The sequence below is a fragment of the Streptomyces griseus genome (genome assembly GCF_900460065.1).
In the GTDB taxonomy this organism is placed as follows: domain Bacteria; phylum Actinomycetota; class Actinomycetes; order Streptomycetales; family Streptomycetaceae; genus Streptomyces; species Streptomyces griseus.
Map to the genome: position 1 here is coordinate 297,043 of NZ_UAVD01000056.1, position 21,142 is coordinate 318,184.

At 69.6% G+C, this 21,142-nt stretch carries 9 protein-coding genes and 3 rRNA genes; 4 read left to right on the forward strand and 8 right to left on the reverse strand.

The annotated features are described in order from the left end of the window. From DTB53_RS35015 to DTB53_RS35040, 5 genes are all read right to left on the reverse strand, one after another. Positions 1–645: an HAD family hydrolase gene (locus DTB53_RS35015; protein ID WP_012380383.1), complete on the reverse strand. Its 645-nt coding sequence runs from the start codon at positions 643–645 to the stop codon at positions 1–3. 71 nt (positions 646–716) lie between these two features. Further along, positions 717–833, reverse strand: a 5S ribosomal RNA gene (gene rrf, locus DTB53_RS35020). 79 nt (positions 834–912) lie between these two features. After that, positions 913–4,037 (reverse strand): 23S ribosomal RNA (locus DTB53_RS35025). A gap of 299 nt (positions 4,038–4,336) precedes the next feature. Continuing rightward, a 16S ribosomal RNA gene (locus DTB53_RS35030) occupies positions 4,337–5,862 on the reverse strand. The 16S, 23S and 5S rRNA genes sit together here, the layout of an rRNA operon. A 734-nt stretch (positions 5,863–6,596) precedes the next feature. Next, positions 6,597–7,154, reverse strand: coding sequence for a MarR family winged helix-turn-helix transcriptional regulator (locus DTB53_RS35040; RefSeq protein ID WP_007456156.1), 558 nt, complete (start codon positions 7,152–7,154; stop codon positions 6,597–6,599). A 165-nt stretch (positions 7,155–7,319) separates the two neighbouring features. Between DTB53_RS35040 and DTB53_RS35045 the strand changes: the two genes are divergently transcribed. Next, a complete protein-coding gene (locus tag DTB53_RS35045) occupies positions 7,320–8,654 on the forward strand; it encodes an MFS transporter (protein ID WP_012380232.1) in 1,335 nt (444 codons plus the stop codon). A 50-nt stretch (positions 8,655–8,704) separates the two neighbouring features. On the opposite strand, the gene DTB53_RS35050 is transcribed toward DTB53_RS35045, so the two are convergent. Together DTB53_RS35050 and DTB53_RS35055 are read right to left on the reverse strand one after the other, a co-directional pair. Further along, the gene (locus tag DTB53_RS35050; RefSeq protein WP_012380231.1) at positions 8,705–10,489 is read right to left on the reverse strand and encodes an ATP-binding SpoIIE family protein phosphatase; all 1,785 of its coding nucleotides are present in this window, start codon (positions 10,487–10,489) and stop codon (positions 8,705–8,707) included. A 438-nt stretch (positions 10,490–10,927) separates the two neighbouring features. Further along, a complete protein-coding gene (locus tag DTB53_RS35055) occupies positions 10,928–12,310 on the reverse strand; it encodes an NAD(P)/FAD-dependent oxidoreductase (protein WP_012380230.1) in 1,383 nt (460 codons plus the stop codon). 514 nt (positions 12,311–12,824) lie between these two features. Between DTB53_RS35055 and DTB53_RS35060 the strand changes: the two genes are divergently transcribed. Next, positions 12,825–13,679, forward strand: coding sequence for a TetR/AcrR family transcriptional regulator (locus tag DTB53_RS35060; RefSeq protein ID WP_237528410.1), 855 nt, complete (start codon positions 12,825–12,827; stop codon positions 13,677–13,679). Between the two features lie 407 nt (positions 13,680–14,086). Continuing rightward, positions 14,087–16,129: a sigma-70 family RNA polymerase sigma factor gene (locus tag DTB53_RS35065; RefSeq protein WP_012380228.1), complete on the forward strand. Its 2,043-nt coding sequence runs from the start codon at positions 14,087–14,089 to the stop codon at positions 16,127–16,129. Between the two features lie 183 nt (positions 16,130–16,312). Here DTB53_RS35065 and DTB53_RS35070 read toward each other — a convergent pair whose 3' ends face one another. Further along, positions 16,313–18,424, reverse strand: coding sequence for an asparagine synthase-related protein (locus tag DTB53_RS35070; protein WP_003968069.1), 2,112 nt, complete (start codon positions 18,422–18,424; stop codon positions 16,313–16,315). A gap of 854 nt (positions 18,425–19,278) precedes the next feature. Here DTB53_RS35070 and DTB53_RS35075 point away from each other — a divergent pair. Then, a complete protein-coding gene (locus DTB53_RS35075) occupies positions 19,279–20,868 on the forward strand; it encodes an NsdA family TPR-like regulatory protein (protein WP_012380227.1) in 1,590 nt (529 codons plus the stop codon). Positions 20,869–21,142: the final 274 nt, after the last annotated feature.

The following is a 21,142-nucleotide window of genomic DNA, read 5'->3' on the forward strand; positions in this document are numbered from 1 at the left end:
TCAGGCGAGCAGTTCGGGGAGCTGGGCCATGTCCGAGAAGTGCCCGGTGACTCCGACGAGCCGGTCGGCGGGCATCATCGACGTGAACCCGTACACGTCCATCCCGGCCGCCCGCGCCGCCTCGACCCCGAGCGGGCTGTCCTCGATGACGACGCACCTGTCCGGCGCGACCCCCATCCGCTCGGCGGCGTACAGGAACAGGTCCGGTGCCGGCTTGCCCCGCCCGACATCCTCCGAGCTGAAGATCCACTCCTCCTCGAACCACTGGTCGATGCCGGTCTTGCGGTGCCCGACCCGGATCCGCTCGTGGCTCCCGGAGGAGGCGACGCAGTAGTCCACCCCGTCCGCGACGAGCTTTCCGAGCAGTTCCTCGGCCCCGTCGACGGCCACGAGCTCCTGCTGGAAAGCGGCGAACGTACGGGTGTTGAGCGTGGAGTCGAAGTCCTCGGGCAGCTTCTGCCCGGTCCGTTCCTCGACGAGATCGTGGACCCGGTGCACGGCGGACCCCATGTAGTCCCGGAGCGATTCTTCGTACGAGGTGGGGTGTCCCAGCTCGGTGAGGTAGCCGGAGAGGACGGTGTTGGCGAGCGGCTCGCTGTCGACGAGCACACCGTCGTTGTCGAAGATGACCAGTTCGTAGCGCATGGTCCGACCCTAGACGTTCAGAACGCAGAAAAGCCCCGCACCATACGGTGCGGGGCTTTCCCGGAAAAATTGTTCGGCGGCGTCCTACTCTCCCACAGGGTCCCCCCTGCAGTACCATCGGCGCTGAAAGGCTTAGCTTCCGGGTTCGGAATGTAACCGGGCGTTTCCCTAACGCAATGACCACCGAAACACTATGAAATTAACCAACACCGGACAACAACACGGCCGTTCGTTATTTCAGAACTAACACAGTGGACGCGAGCAACTGAGGACAAGCCCTCGGCCTATTAGTACCAGTCAGCTCCACCCGTTACCGGGCTTCCACATCTGGCCTATCAACCCAGTCGTCTACTGGGAGCCTTAACCCTTCAAGAGGGTGGGAATACTCATCTCGAAGCAGGCTTCCCGCTTAGATGCTTTCAGCGGTTATCCTTTCCGAACGTAGCCAACCAGCCATGCCCTTGGCAGGACAACTGGCACACCAGAGGTTCGTCCGTCCCGGTCCTCTCGTACTAGGGACAGCCCTTCTCAATATTCCTACGCGCACAGCGGATAGGGACCGAACTGTCTCACGACGTTCTAAACCCAGCTCGCGTACCGCTTTAATGGGCGAACAGCCCAACCCTTGGGACCGACTCCAGCCCCAGGATGCGACGAGCCGACATCGAGGTGCCAAACCATCCCGTCGATATGGACTCTTGGGGAAGATCAGCCTGTTATCCCCGGGGTACCTTTTATCCGTTGAGCGACAGCGCTTCCACAAGCCACTGCCGGATCACTAGTCCCGACTTTCGTCCCTGCTCGACCCGTCGGTCTCACAGTCAAGCTCCCTTGTGCACTTACACTCAACACCTGATTGCCAACCAGGCTGAGGGAACCTTTGGGCGCCTCCGTTACTCTTTAGGAGGCAACCGCCCCAGTTAAACTACCCATCAGACACTGTCCCTGATCCGGATCACGGACCCAGGTTAGACATCCAGCACGACCAGAGTGGTATTTCAACGACGACTCCACAACCACTGGCGTGGCCGCTTCAAAGTCTCCCACCTATCCTACACAAGCCGAACCGAACACCAATATCAAACTATAGTAAAGGTCCCGGGGTCTTTCCGTCCTGCTGCGCGAAACGAGCATCTTTACTCGTAGTGCAATTTCACCGGGCCTATGGTTGAGACAGTCGAGAAGTCGTTACGCCATTCGTGCAGGTCGGAACTTACCCGACAAGGAATTTCGCTACCTTAGGATGGTTATAGTTACCACCGCCGTTTACTGGCGCTTAAGTTCTCAGCTTCGCCGACCCGAAAGTCAGCTAACCGGTCCCCTTAACGTTCCAGCACCGGGCAGGCGTCAGTCCGTATACATCGCCTTACGGCTTCGCACGGACCTGTGTTTTTAGTAAACAGTCGCTTCTCGCTGGTCTCTGCGGCCACCCCCAGCTCACCGAGTAAATCGGATCACCAGTGATGGCCCCCCTTCTCCCGAAGTTACGGGGGCATTTTGCCGAGTTCCTTAACCATAGTTCACCCGAACGCCTCGGTATTCTCTACCTGACCACCTGAGTCGGTTTAGGGTACGGGCCGCCATGAAACTCGCTAGAGGCTTTTCTCGACAGCATAGGATCATCCACTTCACCACAATCGGCTCGGCATCAGGTCTCAGACTTATATGCACGACGGATTTGCCTACCGTGCGTCCTACACCCTTACCCCGGGACAACCACCGCCCGGGCTGGACTACCTTCCTGCGTCACCCCATCGCTTACCTACTACAAGTCTGGTTCATCGGCTCCACCACTACCCTCAACTCCGAAGAGATCGGGCCGGCTTCACGGACTTAGCATCGCCTGATTCAGTACTGGGCGTTTCAAAGCGGGTACCGGAATATCAACCGGTTGTCCATCGACTACGCCTGTCGGCCTCGCCTTAGGTCCCGACTTACCCTGGGCAGATCAGCTTGACCCAGGAACCCTTAGTCAATCGGCGCACACGTTTCTCACGTGTGTATCGCTACTCATGCCTGCATTCTCACTCGTGAACCGTCCACAACTCGCTTCCGCGGCTGCTTCACCCGGCACACGACGCTCCCCTACCCATCCGTACTCCCGTTGGGGATATATGTACGAATGACACGACTTCGGCGGTACGCTTGAGCCCCGCTACATTGTCGGCGCGGAATCACTTGACCAGTGAGCTATTACGCACTCTTTCAAGGGTGGCTGCTTCTAAGCCAACCTCCTGGTTGTCTCTGCGACTCCACATCCTTTCCCACTTAGCGTACGCTTAGGGGCCTTAGTCGATGCTCTGGGCTGTTTCCCTCTCGACCATGGAGCTTATCCCCCACAGTCTCACTGCCGTGCTCTCACTTACCGGCATTCGGAGTTTGGCTAAGGTCAGTAACCCGGTAGGGCCCATCGCCTATCCAGTGCTCTACCTCCGGCAAGAAACACACGACGCTGCACCTAAATGCATTTCGGGGAGAACCAGCTATCACGGAGTTTGATTGGCCTTTCACCCCTAACCACAGGTCATCCCCCAGGTTTTCAACCCTGGTGGGTTCGGTCCTCCACGAAGTCTTACCTCCGCTTCAACCTGCCCATGGCTAGATCACTCCGCTTCGGGTCTAGAGCGTGCAACTCAACCGCCCTGTTCGGACTCGCTTTCGCTACGGCTTCCCCACACGGGTTAACCTCGCTACACACCGCTAACTCGCAGGCTCATTCTTCAAAAGGCACGCAGTCACGACTGACAGCACAAGTGCGCCAGCGACGCTCCCACGGCTTGTAGGCACACGGTTTCAGGTACTATTTCACTCCGCTCCCGCGGTACTTTTCACCATTCCCTCACGGTACTATCCGCTATCGGTCACCAGGGAATATTTAGGCTTAGCGGGTGGTCCCGCCAGATTCACACGGGATTTCTCGGGCCCCGTGCTACTTGGGTGTCTCTCAAACGAGCCGTCAATGTTTCAGCTACGGGGGTCTTACCCTCTACGCCGGACCTTTCGCATGTCCTTCGCCTACATCAACGGTTTCTGACTCGCCTCACAGCCGGCAGACTGTGAAAGAGAGATCCCACAACCCCGCATGCGCAACCCCTGCCGGGTATCACACGCATACGGTTTGGCCTCATCCAGTTTCGCTCGCCACTACTCCCGGAATCACGGTTGTTTTCTCTTCCTGAGGGTACTGAGATGTTTCACTTCCCCTCGTTCCCTCCACACTGCCTATGTGTTCAGCAGCGGGTGACAGCCCATGACGACTGCCGGGTTTCCCCATTCGGAAACCCCCGGATCAAAGCTTGGTTGACAGCTCCCCGGGGACTATCGTGGCCTCCCACGTCCTTCATCGGTTCCTGGTGCCAAGGCATCCACCGTGCGCCCTTAAAAACTTGGCCACAGATGCTCGCGTCCACTGTGCAGTTCTCAAACAACGACCAGCCACCCACCACCCCACCCGAAACCGGATGAGTTCACTGGGGCCGGATCAGAAGGCAGCCTCATCGGCCGTACCCTCAGACACCCAACAACGTGCCCGACACGACCGATCCCTCACCACGTTCCACGCCGAAGCAGTACTAGCGGATCAACCTGTCGTGCCGAATAGTCAACGTTCCACCCATGAGCAACCAGCACCGAACATTCGCCGGTGTACTGGCCTCTGACCAAACCGAAGCCTGGTAAGAATGCTCCTTAGAAAGGAGGTGATCCAGCCGCACCTTCCGGTACGGCTACCTTGTTACGACTTCGTCCCAATCGCCAGTCCCACCTTCGACAGCTCCCTCCCACAAGGGGTTGGGCCACCGGCTTCGGGTGTTACCGACTTTCGTGACGTGACGGGCGGTGTGTACAAGGCCCGGGAACGTATTCACCGCAGCAATGCTGATCTGCGATTACTAGCAACTCCGACTTCATGGGGTCGAGTTGCAGACCCCAATCCGAACTGAGACCGGCTTTTTGAGATTCGCTCCGCCTCGCGGCATCGCAGCTCATTGTACCGGCCATTGTAGCACGTGTGCAGCCCAAGACATAAGGGGCATGATGACTTGACGTCGTCCCCACCTTCCTCCGAGTTGACCCCGGCAGTCTCCTGTGAGTCCCCATCACCCCGAAGGGCATGCTGGCAACACAGAACAAGGGTTGCGCTCGTTGCGGGACTTAACCCAACATCTCACGACACGAGCTGACGACAGCCATGCACCACCTGTATACCGACCACAAGGGGGGCACCATCTCTGATGCTTTCCGGTATATGTCAAGCCTTGGTAAGGTTCTTCGCGTTGCGTCGAATTAAGCCACATGCTCCGCTGCTTGTGCGGGCCCCCGTCAATTCCTTTGAGTTTTAGCCTTGCGGCCGTACTCCCCAGGCGGGGAACTTAATGCGTTAGCTGCGGCACCGACGACGTGGAATGTCGCCAACACCTAGTTCCCAACGTTTACGGCGTGGACTACCAGGGTATCTAATCCTGTTCGCTCCCCACGCTTTCGCTCCTCAGCGTCAGTAATGGCCCAGAGATCCGCCTTCGCCACCGGTGTTCCTCCTGATATCTGCGCATTTCACCGCTACACCAGGAATTCCGATCTCCCCTACCACACTCTAGCTAGCCCGTATCGAATGCAGACCCGGGGTTAAGCCCCGGGCTTTCACATCCGACGTGACAAGCCGCCTACGAGCTCTTTACGCCCAATAATTCCGGACAACGCTTGCGCCCTACGTATTACCGCGGCTGCTGGCACGTAGTTAGCCGGCGCTTCTTCTGCAGGTACCGTCACTCTCGCTTCTTCCCTGCTGAAAGAGGTTTACAACCCGAAGGCCGTCATCCCTCACGCGGCGTCGCTGCATCAGGCTTTCGCCCATTGTGCAATATTCCCCACTGCTGCCTCCCGTAGGAGTCTGGGCCGTGTCTCAGTCCCAGTGTGGCCGGTCGCCCTCTCAGGCCGGCTACCCGTCGTCGCCTTGGTAGGCCATTACCCCACCAACAAGCTGATAGGCCGCGGGCTCATCCTTCACCGCCGGAGCTTTTAACCCCGTCCCATGCGGGACAGAGTGTTATCCGGTATTAGACCCCGTTTCCAGGGCTTGTCCCAGAGTGAAGGGCAGATTGCCCACGTGTTACTCACCCGTTCGCCACTAATCCACCCCGAAAGGCTTCATCGTTCGACTTGCATGTGTTAAGCACGCCGCCAGCGTTCGTCCTGAGCCAGGATCAAACTCTCCGTGAATGTTTACCCGTAATCGGGTGCACACATCACGAGAGCGGAACAACCGGTCGGAATAAGACCCGTTGTTCACAGCGTCCTCGCTGTGTATTGCCTGCCGCCACCCACAACGGGGCGGAACGACAGGACTTTCAAAGGAACCACCAACCTGCCGAAGCAGGCCGGGGTATCAACATATCTGGCGTTGACTTTTGGCACGCTGTTGAGTTCTCAAGGAACGGACGCTTCCTTCGGTCCCGTTTCACCGGGCCCCTCCGGGCGCTTCCCTTCGGTACTGCTCTATCTTGCTGTCTTGCGTTTCCGACTCTATCAGACTCTTTCGTGTCCGATTCCCGGTCGAAGCGGGCCGTGCAGTTTCGCTTTCCAGGTTCTTCGCTTTCGCGTTTTCCCTTTCCGGCGAGTCCGACTCTATCAGATCCTTTCGGGCCTGATTCCCAGTCAGCGGGGCTTGTCCTCCCGGCCGTTGGGCCGTTCCGACGCTCAAACTCTAGCGGACTCTCCCGGCGGCTCATAATCGGGCCTTCGCAATGAATTCCGGCATGCAGAAATCATCCCGAGTGGGAGATCGTGCTGAAGTTTGGTTGCCGCGTTCGCGGCGGGATCGGCTGTCGCGGAACCGTCCGGCTCCGTGACAACTCGGAGAACTTTACGGATCCACCAGGGGTGTGTCAACCCTCCCCCGGTGGCCTCCGCAGGGCCTCTGCGCCGACCGTCGTCCCCGATGGCGGTCGCCGCCGTCAGTCCAGGTCGGTGAGCCGGCCGCCGGCATCCGGCTGAGCGTGCTCCACGCGACGCAGCAGGCGGACCAGCAGCTCGCCGAGGACACCGCGCTCGTCGCCGGAGAGGTCCTGGAGGAGGTCCTCCTCGAAGTCGCTCGCCATACGCATCGCCTCGAGCCACTTCGTACGGCCCTCGTCGGTCAGCTCGACGATGACGCGGACCCGGTTGTTCTCGTCGCGGTCGCGGGTGACCAGACCCTCGCCGGCCATCCGGTCGATGCGATGCGTCATGGCCGCCGGAGTGAGGCCGAGGCGCTTCGCCAGTTCGCCGGGGCCCAGACGGTAGGGAGCGCCCGCCAGGACCAGCGTCTTGAGGACCTCCCACTCCGCGTTGCTGATGCCGAGCGCCGCGACCTGTCTCCCGTAGGCGACGTTCATCCGGCGGTTCAGTCGGCCCAGTGCGGAGACGACCTGTTCGACCTGGGGGTCGAGGTCGCGGAACTCGCGCTGGTAGGCGGCGATCTGTTCGTCGAGGCTCGGCTCGCTGGGGCCGGGCTCCTCGGTGCTCTCAGACATGGCGGGCAGTATGGCACGCCCCCACCCCCTGAAGTCCTTCACTCTGTAGTTTTCACCTTCTAAGTTTAGTGCTAAAGTCTTCGAGTCTGATTTCTTCGTGCCAGGTCTCGACGCTCCGCGATCGAGGCCTTCGAGTTGTTGAGGTAGGTGAGTGTGACCAGGGAGATGGGCGCAGCGCTGCGGCGGATCCAGCTGGGCAGCGCGCTGAGCGCGTTCGGCCTCGGGTTCACCGTCCCGTATCTGTACGTCTACGTGGCGCAGGTACGGGATCTGGGCGCCGGGACGGCGGGAGTCGTCCTGGCAGCCTTCGCGATGGCGGCGCTGGCCGTTCTGCCGTTCACCGGACGGGCCATCGACCGGCGGGGCCCGTTGCCCGTGCTGGTGGTGGCCTCCGTTCTGGCCTCCGTGGGCGCGGCAGCCCTGGGCTTCGCGAGCAGTGTTCCGACGGCCGTGCTGTCCGCCGTCGTCCTGGGCGCGGGCACCGCCGTCATGCAGCCGGCCCTCGCCACGATGCTCGTGTGGTGCTCCAGCACCGCGACCCGTACGCGGGCCTTCGCCACGCAGTTCTTCCTGCAGAACCTGGGGCTCGGCCTCGGCGGGCTCGTCGGCGGGCAGCTGGTGGACGTGAGCCGTCCGGCGAGCTTCACGATGCTGTTCCTGATCGAGGCCGTGATGTTCGTGGTGCTCGGCGTCGTGGTGACGACCGTGCGGATGCCCCGTCCGGCTTCGCTCGGCGGGACCCGCCCGTCGGACGGGTCCGCGGCGAAGGGCGGGCTGCGCGCGCTGCTCTCGCACCGGGCCATGGTGCAGCTGTGCGTGCTGGGCTTCGTGCTGTTCTTCGCCTGCTACGGGCAGTTCGAGTCCGGGCTCGCCGCGTACGGCACGGAGGCCGCCGGGATCGAGCCGGCCACCCTCGGCTTCGCGCTGGCCGCCAACACCGCGGTCATCGTCGTGGCGCAGTTCGTCGTGCTGCGGCTGGTGGAGCGGCGGCGGCGCAGCCGCGTCATCGCCCTGGTCGGCCTGATCTGGGCGTTCGCCTGGATCGTCGCCGGATACGCGGGGCTGGGCCACGGCAGCCAGACCATGGCGACGGCCGCGTTCATCTCGACGTACGCGCTGTTCGGGCTGGGCGAGGCGATGCTGTCGCCGACCGTCGCCCCGCTGGTCGCCGATCTGGCGCCGGAGTCGATGGTCGGGCAGTACAACTCGGCGTTCGCCCTGTGCAAGCAGCTCGCGCTGGCGGTCGGTCCGGCCGTCGGCGGGCCGATGGGGGCGTCGCTGCACGGCCCGTACATCGTGACGTTCGTGCTGTTCTCGCTGGGCATCACCTGGCTCGCCCTGCGGCTGGGGCGCCGGCTCACCCCCGTACAGGACCAGCCGTCGCTGGCGGCCGTCCCCTCGCGGGTGGTGGCGGTGTCACTGCCCGAGGGGGCGGACGGCCCGGTTCCCGCCGGGAACACCGCCTCCGCCGCCTCCGCCCCGGCCTCCGCCGGTCACTGACCGGACCCGTCACTGACCGGACCCGTCGTCTCCTCGCCCTGTCGCGGCTTTCACCGCGGCAGGGCGAACTCGCACCAGACCGCCTTGCCGCCGCCCGGTGTGCGCCTGCTGCCCCAGGAGGTGGCGATCGAGGCGATGATCGAGATGCCGCGCCCCGCCTCGTCCGCCGGTTCGGCCTGGCGGCGGCGCGGCAGGTGGTCGTCGCCGTCGGTGACCTCGATGATCAGCCGGCGGTCCGTGCGGCGCAGTCCCAGGCGCATCGGCGGGGTGCCGTGCTGGAGGGAGTTCGCGACCAGTTCGCTGGTGGCGAGGACCCCGAGGTCGCGGAGCTCGACGGGGAAGCGCCAGGAGGTCAGGACACCGGTGGCGAAGGCGCGGGCGCGCGGGGCGGCCTCGATGCCGCCGAGGAGATCGAGCGCGGCGTTGTGGAACAGCTCGGCGTGCGGTCCCGTGCGGGCGGGGTGCTGGACCACCAGGACCGCCACGTCGTCGTCGTGCTCGGCGGTCACGCCGAGGGAGCGGATCAGCCGGTCGCAGACCACCTGCGGTGATCCCTTGGCGCCGGAGAGGGCGCGGGCCAGGGAGGCGACGCCCTCGTCGATGTCCTCGCTGCGCCGTTCGACCAGGCCGTCGGTGTAGAGGACCGCGGTGGAGCCGGGCGGCAGGGCGATGGTGCCCGAGGTGTGGATCCAGCCGCCGGTGCCGAGCGGGGGTCCGGTGGGGTCGGCGGCGCGGTGGACGGTGCCTTCCTCGTCGCGGACGAGGATCGGGAGGTGTCCGGCGGAGGCGTAGACGAGCTGCCCCTCGTTCGGGTCGTGGACGGCGTAGACGCAGGTCGCGATCTGACTGGCGTCGATCTCGGCGGCGAGGACGTCCAGCAGCTGGATCACCTCGTGCGGCGGGAGGTCGAGCCGGGCGTAGGCGCGGACGGCGGTGCGGAGCTGGCCCATCACGGCGGCGGCCCGGACCCCTCGGCCCATCACGTCGCCGATGACCAGGGCGGTGCGGCCCGCGCCGAGGGTGATGACGTCGTACCAGTCGCCGCCCACCGCGGCGTCGGTTCCGCCGGGCTGGTAGGTGGCGGCGATGCGGAGGTCGTCGGGCTGTTCCAGCTCCTGCGGGAGCAGGGAACGCTGGAGGGTGACGGCGGTCTCGCGGTGGCGGCGTTCGCTGGTGCGCAGGCGTTCGGCGGCTTCGGCGTGGTCGGTGACGTCGGCGGCGTAGACGAGGACGCCGCCCTCGCCCCTGGCGTCCTTCCTGTCGCCTCCCTTGGCCGCCTTGTCGGCCCTGTCCGCCTTGGCCGCCCCGGCGGGCCCATCGCCCCTGCCGTCCCCGTCTCCTTCGTCCTGCGTGCTGCCCCAGGCGGCGACGGGGGTGCAGGTCACGGTGTACGAACCGCCCTCGGGGGTCCTGCGGGACTTGACCGTGCGGGCGGTGCCGCTGCGCAGGACCTGGTCGAGCAGCGGGACCACGCTGAGCTGGGTGAGCTCGGGCATGGCCTCGGCCGCGGGAACCCCGCACGGGCGGGGGCCGAACGCGGCCTCGTACGCGTCGTTGACGTACGCGATGCGGTGGTCCGGGCCGTGCAGCAGGGCGACGGGGGCGGGCAGCCGCCCGAGGATCTCGCGGGCGGAGAGGTCGTCGAGGGCGGGCCCGGGGAGGGCCTCCGTCGAGGCGGGGCCGGAAGGCGCCGGGGAGGCGTCGTCCGGCAGGGCGGGGGAACCGTCCGGCCGGGCGTACTCGGCTCGGGCCGCCGGCACGGAACTACGGTCGTCCCGTGCGGCGGCGCGGCGCTGCGTTCCGGGAAGGCGGGCGCTCCAACGCGTGAAGTTCACGGTATTTCTGGCCTCGTGTGTCGGTCTGGTCCGCTCGGGCGGGCTGCTTCTTCTGCCGTGTTCGGGGGCACCGGGGGCCGTACCCCCGGGAAGGCGCAGCCGGGCCTCGCCTATCTGTCGGTGCGTCGCTGCTGGTCACTGTTGGTCACTGCCGACCGGGTCACTCTGTGCAGGTGTGGGCCCACCTATGGTCACACGTCCAGTGTGACCGACCGTACTGACAGTCGCCGCCCGGTCGCCGTTCCGGCCCTCGGTCGTTGCGGTGCGGGCCGCAGCCGGACGGACGGTCGGCCGTGCGGCCGGATCCGTCGTCGGCTGCCCCGGCGGGGCCGTGCGCGGGCCGGCCTGCCGTCCGCCCCTGCCGCGGTCCTGACCGCCGGTCCCGCCGGTGGTGGTCCTGACCGCTGTTCTGCCGGTGGTGGTCCTGGCGGTTCCCCGTCAGCGGTCCGTCCGGTGGTCGTCCGTCGGGCGGTCGTCCGGCGGTTCTCCGGGCCCCTTCGGGCGGCCGGGGCCCGGGAGCCCCGGGGCGCCGGAGCCACCGCCCGCCGCGAGCTCGAACTCGGCGCGGGGGTGTTCCAGCGAACCGAGGGAGACGATCTCGCGTTTGAAGAGTCCGGACAGGGTCCATTCGGCAAGGACGCGCGCCTTCCGGTTGAACGTCGGGACCCGGCTGAGGTGGTACGCGCGGTGCATCAGCCAGGCGGGGTAGCCCTTGAGCTTGCGGCCGTAGACGTGGGCGACGCCCTTGTGCAGGCCGAGGGAGGCGACCGATCCGGCGTACGCGTGCCGGTACTCCGTGAGCGGCCTGCCGTCGATCGAGGCGAGGACGTTGTCGGCGAGGACCTTCGCCTGGCGCACCGCGTGCTGGGCGTTGGGGGCGGTCTCGCGCCCCGGTTCGGGTGCGGTCAGGTCGGGTACGGCCGCGGCGTCGCCGGCCGCCCAGGCGTGCGGCATGTCCTGGACGCCGAGGGTGGCGGTGCAGCGGAGCCGGCCGCGGTCGGTGAGGGGCAGGTCGGTGGCGGCCAGCAGCGGCGCCGGTTTGACCCCCGCGGTCCACACGAGGGTGCGGGTGGGGAAGCGGGACCCGTCGCTGAGGACGGCGACGCGGTCCTCGCAGGTGTCGAGGCGGGTTTCGAGGCGTACGTCGATGTTCCGGCCGCGCAGTTCCCCGACGGCGTACGTGCCCATGGCCTCGCCGACCTCGGGGAGGATGCGCCCGGAGGCCTCGACCAGGATCCATTTCAGGTCGGCCGGCTTGATGTTGTGGTAGTACCGCGCCGTGTAGCGGGCCATGTCCTCCAGTTCGGCCAGCGCCTCCACGCCCGCGTAGCCGCCGCCGACGAAGACGAAGGTCAGAGCGGCGTCGCGGATCGCGGGGTCGCGGGTCGCGGAGGCGATGTCCATCTGTTCGATGACGTGGTTGCGCAGCCCGATGGCCTCCTCGACGGTCTTGAAACCGATGCCGAATTCGGCCAGGCCGGGGACGGGCAGGGTTCGCGAGACGGACCCGGGGGCGATGACGACCTCGTCGTAGGCGATCTCCAGCGCCCCGGTGCCGTCCTCGGCGGTGGCGAGGGTGGTGACGGTCGCCGTCCGTTTGGCGTGGTCGACGCGCTGGGCCTCGCCGATGACGATGGTGCAGGCGTGCAGGACGCGGCGCAGCGGCACGACCACGTGGCGCGGGGAGATCGAGCCGGCCGCCGCTTCGGGGAGGAAGGGCTGGTACGTCATGTACGGCTCGGGCGTGACGACCACGATCTCGGCGTCGCCGCTCCTCAGTCTCTCCTTCAACTTCCGTTGGAGACGCAGCGCTGTGTACATCCCGACGTAGCCTCCGCCGACGACGAGAATGCGCACACCTGGCCGGGTGCCGGGGGTCGTCCCCCGGGAATCTGGAGCCATCACCACCCCATGACGCAACGGAGTCAGTGGTTTGTCCACAGGCCCGGCAAATTGTGTGACCGGAGGTTCTCCGGCGTCACTCGGGGCGGGCGGACGGTGAGGAGTGACAGCCGCGCAGGTCAGGCAGTGCGCGCGGGGCAAGTGGCGGGACGATGTCCCGGTGCGGATCGGATCGTGGTCCGACCGGGGGGCGCCCCATGCGGAACTACCCCCTTCTGAATTGACGCGGGCTCAACTATGTTCGTAACCCGTCGGGGTGTCGGGTGCGGATTTCGTTGTGCTCCGCTCCCCGGCTGAAACGGCGGGAAGTCTCCGGGGGGAGACGTCATAACCGGGGGAAGTTATGCATATTCAGGATAAGCATGGCCAGGCTGCGCTCTCGCGCGCGTCCGAGGACCAAGGACGCCTCGGCTCCGTGGGTGCGCTCGGCGTCATGAGCTCGGCGGACGCCGTGCGTTCCGCGGCGGCGGTGAGCGCCGCGGCGATGGGTTCGGCCGTTGCCGGACACGCCCCGAGCGGGGCGACGACGTCGGGAACGGCGACGACAGGAGCGGCGGGGGCCGTCGGCGCGCCGCGCTCGGCCCCGTTGCGCGTCGACGCGCAGCGGAATCTGGAGCATGTGCTGCGGGCGGCTCGCGAGGTGTTCGGGGAGCTGGGTTACGGCGCTCCGATGGAGGACGTGGCGCGTCGCGCGCGCGTCGGCGTGGGCACCGTCTACCGGCGGTTCCCGAGCAAGGACGTGCTGGTGCGCCGGATAGCCGAGGAGGAGACCTCCCGGCTGACGGAACAGGCGCGTACGGCGCTGGGGCAGGAGGAGAAGCCCTGGTCGGCGCTCTCCCGCTTTCTGCGTACGTCCGTGGCGTCGGGCGCGGGCAGGCTGCTGCCGCCGCACGTGCTGCGGGTCGGGGTCGACGGGGAGGAGCCGGGTGTGCCGGCGGCCTCCGGGGCAATGCCGGTCCCGGGAGTGGTGGACGAGACCCGCGTTCCGCAGCAGCGGCAGGGGGTGGGCCCGGACGACTCGCGCGTCGCCGGCCGGCGCTCCGGGGGGTCCGACGGGTTCGACGGGCTCGGTGAGGACACGGGCGCGACCGAGCTGTTGGAGGTCGTGGGACGGCTGGTCGACCGGGCGCGGGAATCCGGCGAGCTGCGTCGGGACGTGACGGTGGCCGATGTGCTGCTGGTCATCGCCACGGCGGCACCTTCGCTGCCGGACGCGGCTCAGCAGGCCGCCGCCTCGGCCCGGTTGCTGGACATCCTGCTGGAGGGGCTGCGGTCGCGCCCGGCGTGAGCCCCGGGGCCGCGGGGCCCACGGGTCCCGCGCCCGCTTCCCGGCCATCGCTCGTCCGTCCCGAGCGCGGGTCGTCCCGAACATCGGTCCTACCGCGGTGACGGTGTCCGTCCGCCCCGCCCCAGGGCGGGGCGGACCTGTGCGGCACGGGCGGCGAGCGCGTGGTCGGTGGGATGCGGTCGGTGGGGATGCGGTCGGCCGGGACGCGGTCGGTGGGGTCGGCCGTCGACAGCGTTCCGGGGAACGCGTCAGTGGAGGGTGATTCCCCAAAAGCAGGGCCTCTAGTACTCGGATTCGAGAAAACGCCCCGGATGAGTGGTTGCCGGGGCTGAGGGGCCAACGCGATTGAGCCATGTGGCAGTCTTGGCCGGTATTCGGGTCCGAGGGTGTATACGGGGGCTTCCGCGATGAGCGGTAACGAGCAGCAGCAGGAAGAGCCGCTCGGCGAGATCGCAGCGGCCGACAAGGACACGAAAGCCGGCAGGGGCACGGAAGGCGACGGGGGGACCGGAGCGGACGGGCTGTCCGGCGGTCAGGTGCCGACCCAGGCCGTGCGCGGCTCGTCGGCCGAGGCGGACGAGGTGGCCCGGCCGGCCGAGGGCGGCACCGTACTGCCCGGCCCGTGGCCCGCCGTCACCGAGGAGGACCCCTCCGGCGCGGCCGGCGCCCACGCCGTTCCGCAGCAGCGCGCGGGCCGCGGCGGAGCCCCCGAGGCTGGTCTGTCCGACGCCCGGCTGATCGAGGACATGCGGGCGGGCGACGACCGGGCCTACGAGGAGCTGTTCCGCCGACATGCGGGCGCCGTCCAGCGCTACGCCCGCAGTTGCTGCCGGGACGCGCACACCGCCGACGACCTGACGGCCGAGGTGTTCGCCCGCACGCTCCAGGCCGTACGGGGCGGGAAGGGGCCGACGGAAGCGGTCCGCGCCTACCTGATGACCGCCGTGCGCCACGTCGCCGCCGCCTGGACGAGGAGTGCCAAGCGGGAGCAACTGGTCGACGACTTCGCGGTGTTCGCCGCCCAGGCCTCCCGTTCCGCGGAGGTCTCCGACGACGGCACCCTCGAACTGGGCGCCGACGTCCTGGCGATGCACGAGGCCGAGCAGACGATGGCGATGCAGGCGTTCCGGTCCCTCCCGGAGCGCTGGCAGGCGGTCCTGTGGCACACCACGGTGGAGGAGGAGTCACCGAGCGAGATCGCCCCGCTGTTCGGCCTCACCGCCAACGCCACCGCCGTCCTGGCGAGCCGTGCCCGCGAAGGGCTCAAGCAGGCCTACCTCCAGGCCCACGTCAGCCGGGCGCTCACCACCGGCGGGGACTGCGCGCAGTACGCCGACCGGCTCGGCGCCCACGCCCGGGGCGGGCTGCGGACCCGGGCCGAGCGCGGGCTGCGCAAGCACCTCGACGCGTGCGCCAAGTGCCGGATGGCAGCGGGCGAGTTGGACCATGTGAACGCGGGCATTCCGGCGCTGCTGCCCGTCGCGGTCATCGGATGGTTCGCCGCGGGGTACTCCCTCAAGGCCGCGGGCGTCGTGGCCGGCGGCGCGGCCGGGGCCGCCGGGGCGGGAGCCGCGGCGGCGGCCACCGGGTCCGGTTCCGCCGGTGGGGCCGCCGGCGGCGCCGCGGCCTCCGAGGGGCTCGGCGCGCCCGCCAAGGCGGGGATCGCCGCCGCCGTGGTGGTGGCCGCCGCGGCCGGTCTGGTGTGGGCGCTCGTCGGCGACGACCAGCCGAAGCCGGAGCCCGGGCCGGTCGCGAAGCCCCCGGCCGTGGCGCCCGCCGTGCCCACGCCGCCTCCCCCGCCGTCCCCGAAGCCGGCTCCGGAGCCGCCGCCGAAGCCCGCGCCGCCCGCGCCCCCGGCGCCGTCCCCCTCCGAGCCCGCCCCGAAGCCGACGCCGAGCCCCACGCCCTCCCCCGAGCCGCCGCCGAAGCCCGCACCGCCCCCGGCGCCGAGCCCGCCGCCGTCACCGAAGCCGACGCCGAAGCCGCCGAAGCCCACACCGCCCCCGCCCGCCCCGGAGGTGTACCAGGTCAGCGAGTTGGCGTACTCGGTGTTCGGCGACCAGAGCGAGCCCGAGGTCGTGATGGGGCAGAGCAGTTGGATCTGGCAGCGTTCCCAAGTGTCCATCGCCTCGACCCGTTACGCGCACGGGGTGACCGTGCACGCCCGCTCCTCGGTCACCATCCAGCTCAACCGGCCGTGCGCGCGCTACGAGGCCCTGGTCGGCGTGGACGACCTGACCATGGGGCTCGGCGCGGTGCGTTTCTCCGTGTTCGACGGGGCCGGGGCCCGGCTGTGGCGCTCCCCGGTGATGAAGGGCGGCGATCCCGCCGTCCCGGTGAGCGTGGGCATCGCGGGCCAGTCCTCGATCCGGCTCGTGGTGGAGCCGGAGGGGCCGATGGGCGGGGTGGCGCTGGCCGACTGGGCGGAGTCCCGGATCAGCTGCGGCTGAGCCGCGGGCACGCCCCGGTCGGGCTTCCCCGCGCCCCTCTCCGGCGTCGGCATCCGGTTCCGCTCTTCGGCTCCGCTCTCCGGCGCCACTCGTCGGCTCCGCTCGCCGGCGTCACTCCCCGGCTCCGCTCACCGGCTCCGCTCACCGGCGTCGATTTTCGGCCAGAATCGGAGCCTGTTCCGGTCAGGGCTGGAGCGTGCGCCGGGCGGGGATCACTCCGCCCGCGACCGCGCGCTGGCGCGGAGCGGCCGTCCCCGTCCAGCAGGTGCCGCGTCGGGTGACCAGGCGACGCAGCCACAGTTCGGTGGAGGCCAGGTCGGCCAGGCCGTCCAGGGGCAGCGGCTCGCCCTCGGACGCGGCGCGCAGGGCCTTGCGGACCACCCGGGCCTCCACCAGGCCGGCGTCGGCCAGCAGCGGGGCGTCGAAGAGGGCCATCAGCTCGGGCAGCGCGATGCGCAGGCCGGTGCGGGCGACGGCGGTGGAGGTGGCCTGGGAGGGGGTGCCCCAACCGGGCGGCAGGTCGTGGATGCCCGCCCCGCCGAGCACCCGGCGCAGGATCGCGGCCCGCGCGCCGGGCTGGACGCGCAGCGACTCGGGCAGGGCGCGGGCGGCCCTGACCACCTGGTTGTCGAGGAACGGAGCGTGCAGCCGCTGGCTGCGGATCTCCGCCGCCTGTTCCAGGATCCGGTGGTCGGCGGCCCCCCGGGCGAGGGCGGCGCGGGCCCGGGCCTCCCCGGGCCGCTGCACGGAGGCGGGCCGGATCGCCGCGTCCTGGAGACGAACCGATACTTCGGCCAGGGCCTCCCCGGTCAGCCAGCGCGCCGCGGGTCCCGGGCGCGACCAGGCGAGGGCCGCGAGCGAGGCGTCGGCGGGGGTGGCGAGGTCGGGGGCGTGACGGTTGGCGTCGGGGAGGAGCCCGGCGGCGGACTCCAGGCCGGTGCGGTACGACGTACGGGCCAGGCGGCGGGCGGCGCGGTAGAGCGTCAGCGGGACGAACAGGGAGTGCGCCGTGGGTCCTTCGGCCTTGGTGAGGGCGGCGACGGGGCGCAGCAGGTGCCGTCTCTGCCGGTCCATGAGGAGGTCGGCGAGGCGGGCCGGGTGCGCGTCCAGGACCTGCCGGGCCCCGGTCCCGACGAGGTGGTCGGCGCTGCCCGCGGAGAGCCGGCGGCGGTGGCGGTCGGCCAGGACGAGCGACGGGGCGGGTTCGTCGGTCAGGGTGACGGTCTCCAACCCGGCGTACGGCAGGGCCTCTTCGCCCGCCGCGACGACCACGTGGTGCAGGCGCGGGTTGGCGGCGATGGCGCGGGCCCGCTCCAGTTCGTCCTCGTCGCCGCGGGTGGTGAGGTCGTTGAAGGTGACGGCGAGGAGGCGTTCGCCCGCGCCGGTGCCGTGGCCGAGGAGGGTGCCGGGGAGTCCGGGCAGTCCGGAGGCGAGCAGGGCGAGGGTGGCGGAGGCGCTGCCTCCGGAGAGGTCGGCGCCGATCCCCGCCACGGGGCCGCCCCGGGCCGCGCGCCGGTCGGCGGGGCCCATGCCGGGGACGGGCCCCGGGTCCGGCGGCCGGCCTTCCGGCGCATGGCGCGGGGCGGTGAGCCGGGCGCGTACGGCTTCGACGAGCGCGTCCCGTACGCCCTCGACGGCGTGCACCGGGTCGGCCTGGGGTGCGGCGACGGCGAGCGAGGCGACGGCCTCGTACCCGGTGATCTCCCGCGAGCCCTCGCGGAGGATGAGGGCGTGGCCGGGCGGAACCCGCTTCACGCCCACGTAGGGCGTGCCGTCGCCGAGGGCCTCGGGGGTCTCCGGGCAGGCGAGCAGGGCGGCGAGGTGCCCGATGTCGAGCTGGGCCTCGATCAGGTCGGCGAGCGGCAGGGCGGCGGTCGCGAAGGCGGTGCCGTTGGCCCAGGGGGTGTGGAAGACGGGCCGGGCGCCGGCCAGGTCGCCCGCGACGGTGATGCGGCGGCCGATCTGCACGACGGCGGTGTAGCTGCCGGGCCAGGCGGTGAGATGGCGCATCGCACCGCCGCGTGCGGCGAGCAGGCCGACGCGCAGCTGTTCGTCGGTGGCTCCGCAGCAGCCGAGGACCGCGAGGCGGGCGGTGGGCGCCCCTTCAGGGGTCGCGACGCCGATGACGCGGATCTCGTCGGGCCGCCAGTCGCCGACCGCCCACAGCGGATCCGGGTCTCCCCAGAGGAGTTGGGAGCCCACGGGGTGAACCGTGCGCCCCTCTCCGCCGTTTCCGACGGCACCCACGGTGCCGAAGCTCGCGGCGATACTGCTCCATCCCACCAACCAACGCATCGCCGCCTCCACAGGCTGTGGACAGAACGGCGCACTTGACGAGCGAAACGCCGCTGCGGGACATGCTGCCACGACAATGCCGCAGGAGAGGGTGTACGGGCAGCGCACGGCGGAACAGCATGCGCCCCTGGCAAAGGCCCGGCGTGGTCCTCACGGCGGCGAACGCAACGGAAGTGCCGGTTCCGGGAGTTGCGGGGGAGGGGCCCTCCGGTCTCCGCGCCGCCCCGGCCCGCCCCCGTGGAAGGGGAGGGGCCGGCGCCGCCCGGAAACAGCGCCGATATCCGGCCATAGTCGGACCGTTGGCCAGACCCTCACCGGACCGTCGCTATTCGGCCATTCTCTCGAAGCGCCACCCTGCGCGCATACCGTGCCGCGCCCCCCTGGCGGATCTTCCACGCACAGTCCGGGAGGTGGGCCTCACCTCCCGGACCGGTCCACCGCCCGCGGGGAATGGAGCGGCGGTTTCCCCCAGCCCACTGAGTCCAGTGCAGCGGGCCGACCCACGCAGGTCCCAGACAAGCGTTCCGGCAATCGCCGGGCCAGAGCGCACGGCCGGGCGCACGGCCACACGCCGGGAGCACGCCGCACCCCGGCCCGCGCGCCGCCGCCCGGGCGGCCCGGACCCCCCGCACGGACAACAATCCCGCCATCCGGACGTCTGCCCCTTAACGGTAGGGATAGGGAGAACTACGCTGTGTTTACTGGTGTTCTCGACAGGGGGGCATATTCCTCGGGGCTCGGCCATATGCGTGTGCAGGCGGAGTACAGAGGTTCGAACCTGGGGAGGCATCGGTACGAATGCCGCGCGCCGCCCCCGGTGACGCGGCGGCTGTCTGTGTGTCGAGGGGTGGCGCATGTCCAGGGAGCAACGCGGGCCGAACGAGAAGCTCGGCACGGTTCTCGCCCTCGCGGGAATCAGTAACGCCGGGCTCGCCCGGCGGGTCAACGACCTCGGAGCACAGCGCGGTCTGACACTTCGCTACGACAAGACCTCGGTGGCCCGGTGGGTCGCCAAGGGGATGGTGCCGCAGGGCGCGGCGCCGCATCTCATCGCGGCGGCGATCGGGGCCAAGCTCGGCCGGCCGGTCCCGCTGCACGAGATCGGCCTCGCCGACGCGGACCCGGCGCCGGAGGTCGGTCTCGCCTTCCCCCGGGACGTGGGCGAGGCGGTCCGCTCGGCGACCGAGCTGTACCGGCTGGATCTGGCCGGGCGGCGGGGCGGCGGCGGAATCTGGCAGTCCCTGGCGGGATCGTTCTCCGTGAGCGCCTATGCCACGCCCGCCTCGCGCTGGCTGATAACCCCCGCCGATCCGTCGGTGGCCCGGGACCCGACGGCGGCGCAGGCAGCCATCCTCGGGGCACGCGGCGGCGGATCGGGGAGCCCGGGCGGGGCCGGCGCCCGTGGGCCGGGGGCCGCGCCGGACGCCCGGGGCGCACACCTCCTCCACCCCGGCGGCGCCACCCCCGGCGCGGCGGGCTCCGTCCCGCTCCAGCCCGGCCCGGAGGCCGTGGCGGACGCCTCACCCCTGCGGGTCGGGCACAGCGATGTGTCGAAGCTGCGCGAGGCGGCGCAGGACGCCCGGCGCTGGGACTCCAAGTACGGCGGCGGCGACTGGCGCTCCTCCATGGTCCCCGAGTGCTTACGCGTCGACGCCGCGCCGCTGCTCCTCGGCTCGTACACCGACGAGGTCGGGCGGGCCCTGTTCGGCGCGTCCGCCGAGCTGACCCGGCTGGCCGGGTGGATGGCCTTCGACACCGGCCAGCAGGAGGCAGCCCAGCGCTACTACATCCAGGCCCTGCGCCTGGCCCGGGCCGCCGCGGACGTCCCGCTCGGCGGCTATGTCCTCGCCTCCATGTCCCTCCAGGCAACCTACCGGGGCTTCGCCGACGAGGGGGTCGACCTCGCCCAGGCCGCCGTCGAGCGCAACCGGGGCCTCGCCACCGCCCGCACCATGAGCTTCTTCCGGCTGGTGGAGGCCCGCGCCCATGCGAAGGCGGGCGACGCACCGGCCGCGGGGGCCGCGCTCAAGGGCGCGGAGAGCTGGCTGGAGCGGTCCCGGGCGGGCGACTCCGACCCGCCCTGGCTCGGCTTCTACGGCTACGACCGGTTCGCCGCCGACGCCGCCGAGTGCTACCGGGACCTGAAGGCCCCCCGCCAGGTGCGGCGCTTCACCGAGCAGGCGCTGTCCCGGCCGACCGAGGAGTTCGTCCGCAGCCACGGACTGCGGCTCGTCGTCTCCGCCGTCGCCGAGCTGGAGTCGGGCAATCTGGACGCGGCCTGCGCGGCGGGCACCCGGGCGGTGGAGGTCGCCGGCCGGATCTCCTCGGCCCGCACCACGGAGTACGTGCGCGATCTGCTGCACCGCCTGGAGCCGTACGGGGACGAGCCCCGCGTGGCGGAGCTGCGGGAGCGGGCCCGCCCGCTGCTGGTCACCCCGGGCTGAGCGGGCCCGGTCGGCCGGGCCGGGCAGCCATGTCAGGGCCGGGCCGGGCGCCGCGGGCCCGAGCAGGGACGGGGCAGGGCCGAGCAGCCTTGTCGGGGCCGGACCGGGCCCGGCAGGGCCGAGCAGCCTCGTCGGGACCGCGCAGCCTCGTCAGGTCCGAACCGGGCCGATACCGGCGGATCCGGGCGCCCGGTCCCGCCCGGCGGGGCCCGCCCCGGGGGACCGCCGGGGCGAAGTGTGCGCGAAGCCCCGCCCCGCCGGGGTTTGAGCCGGT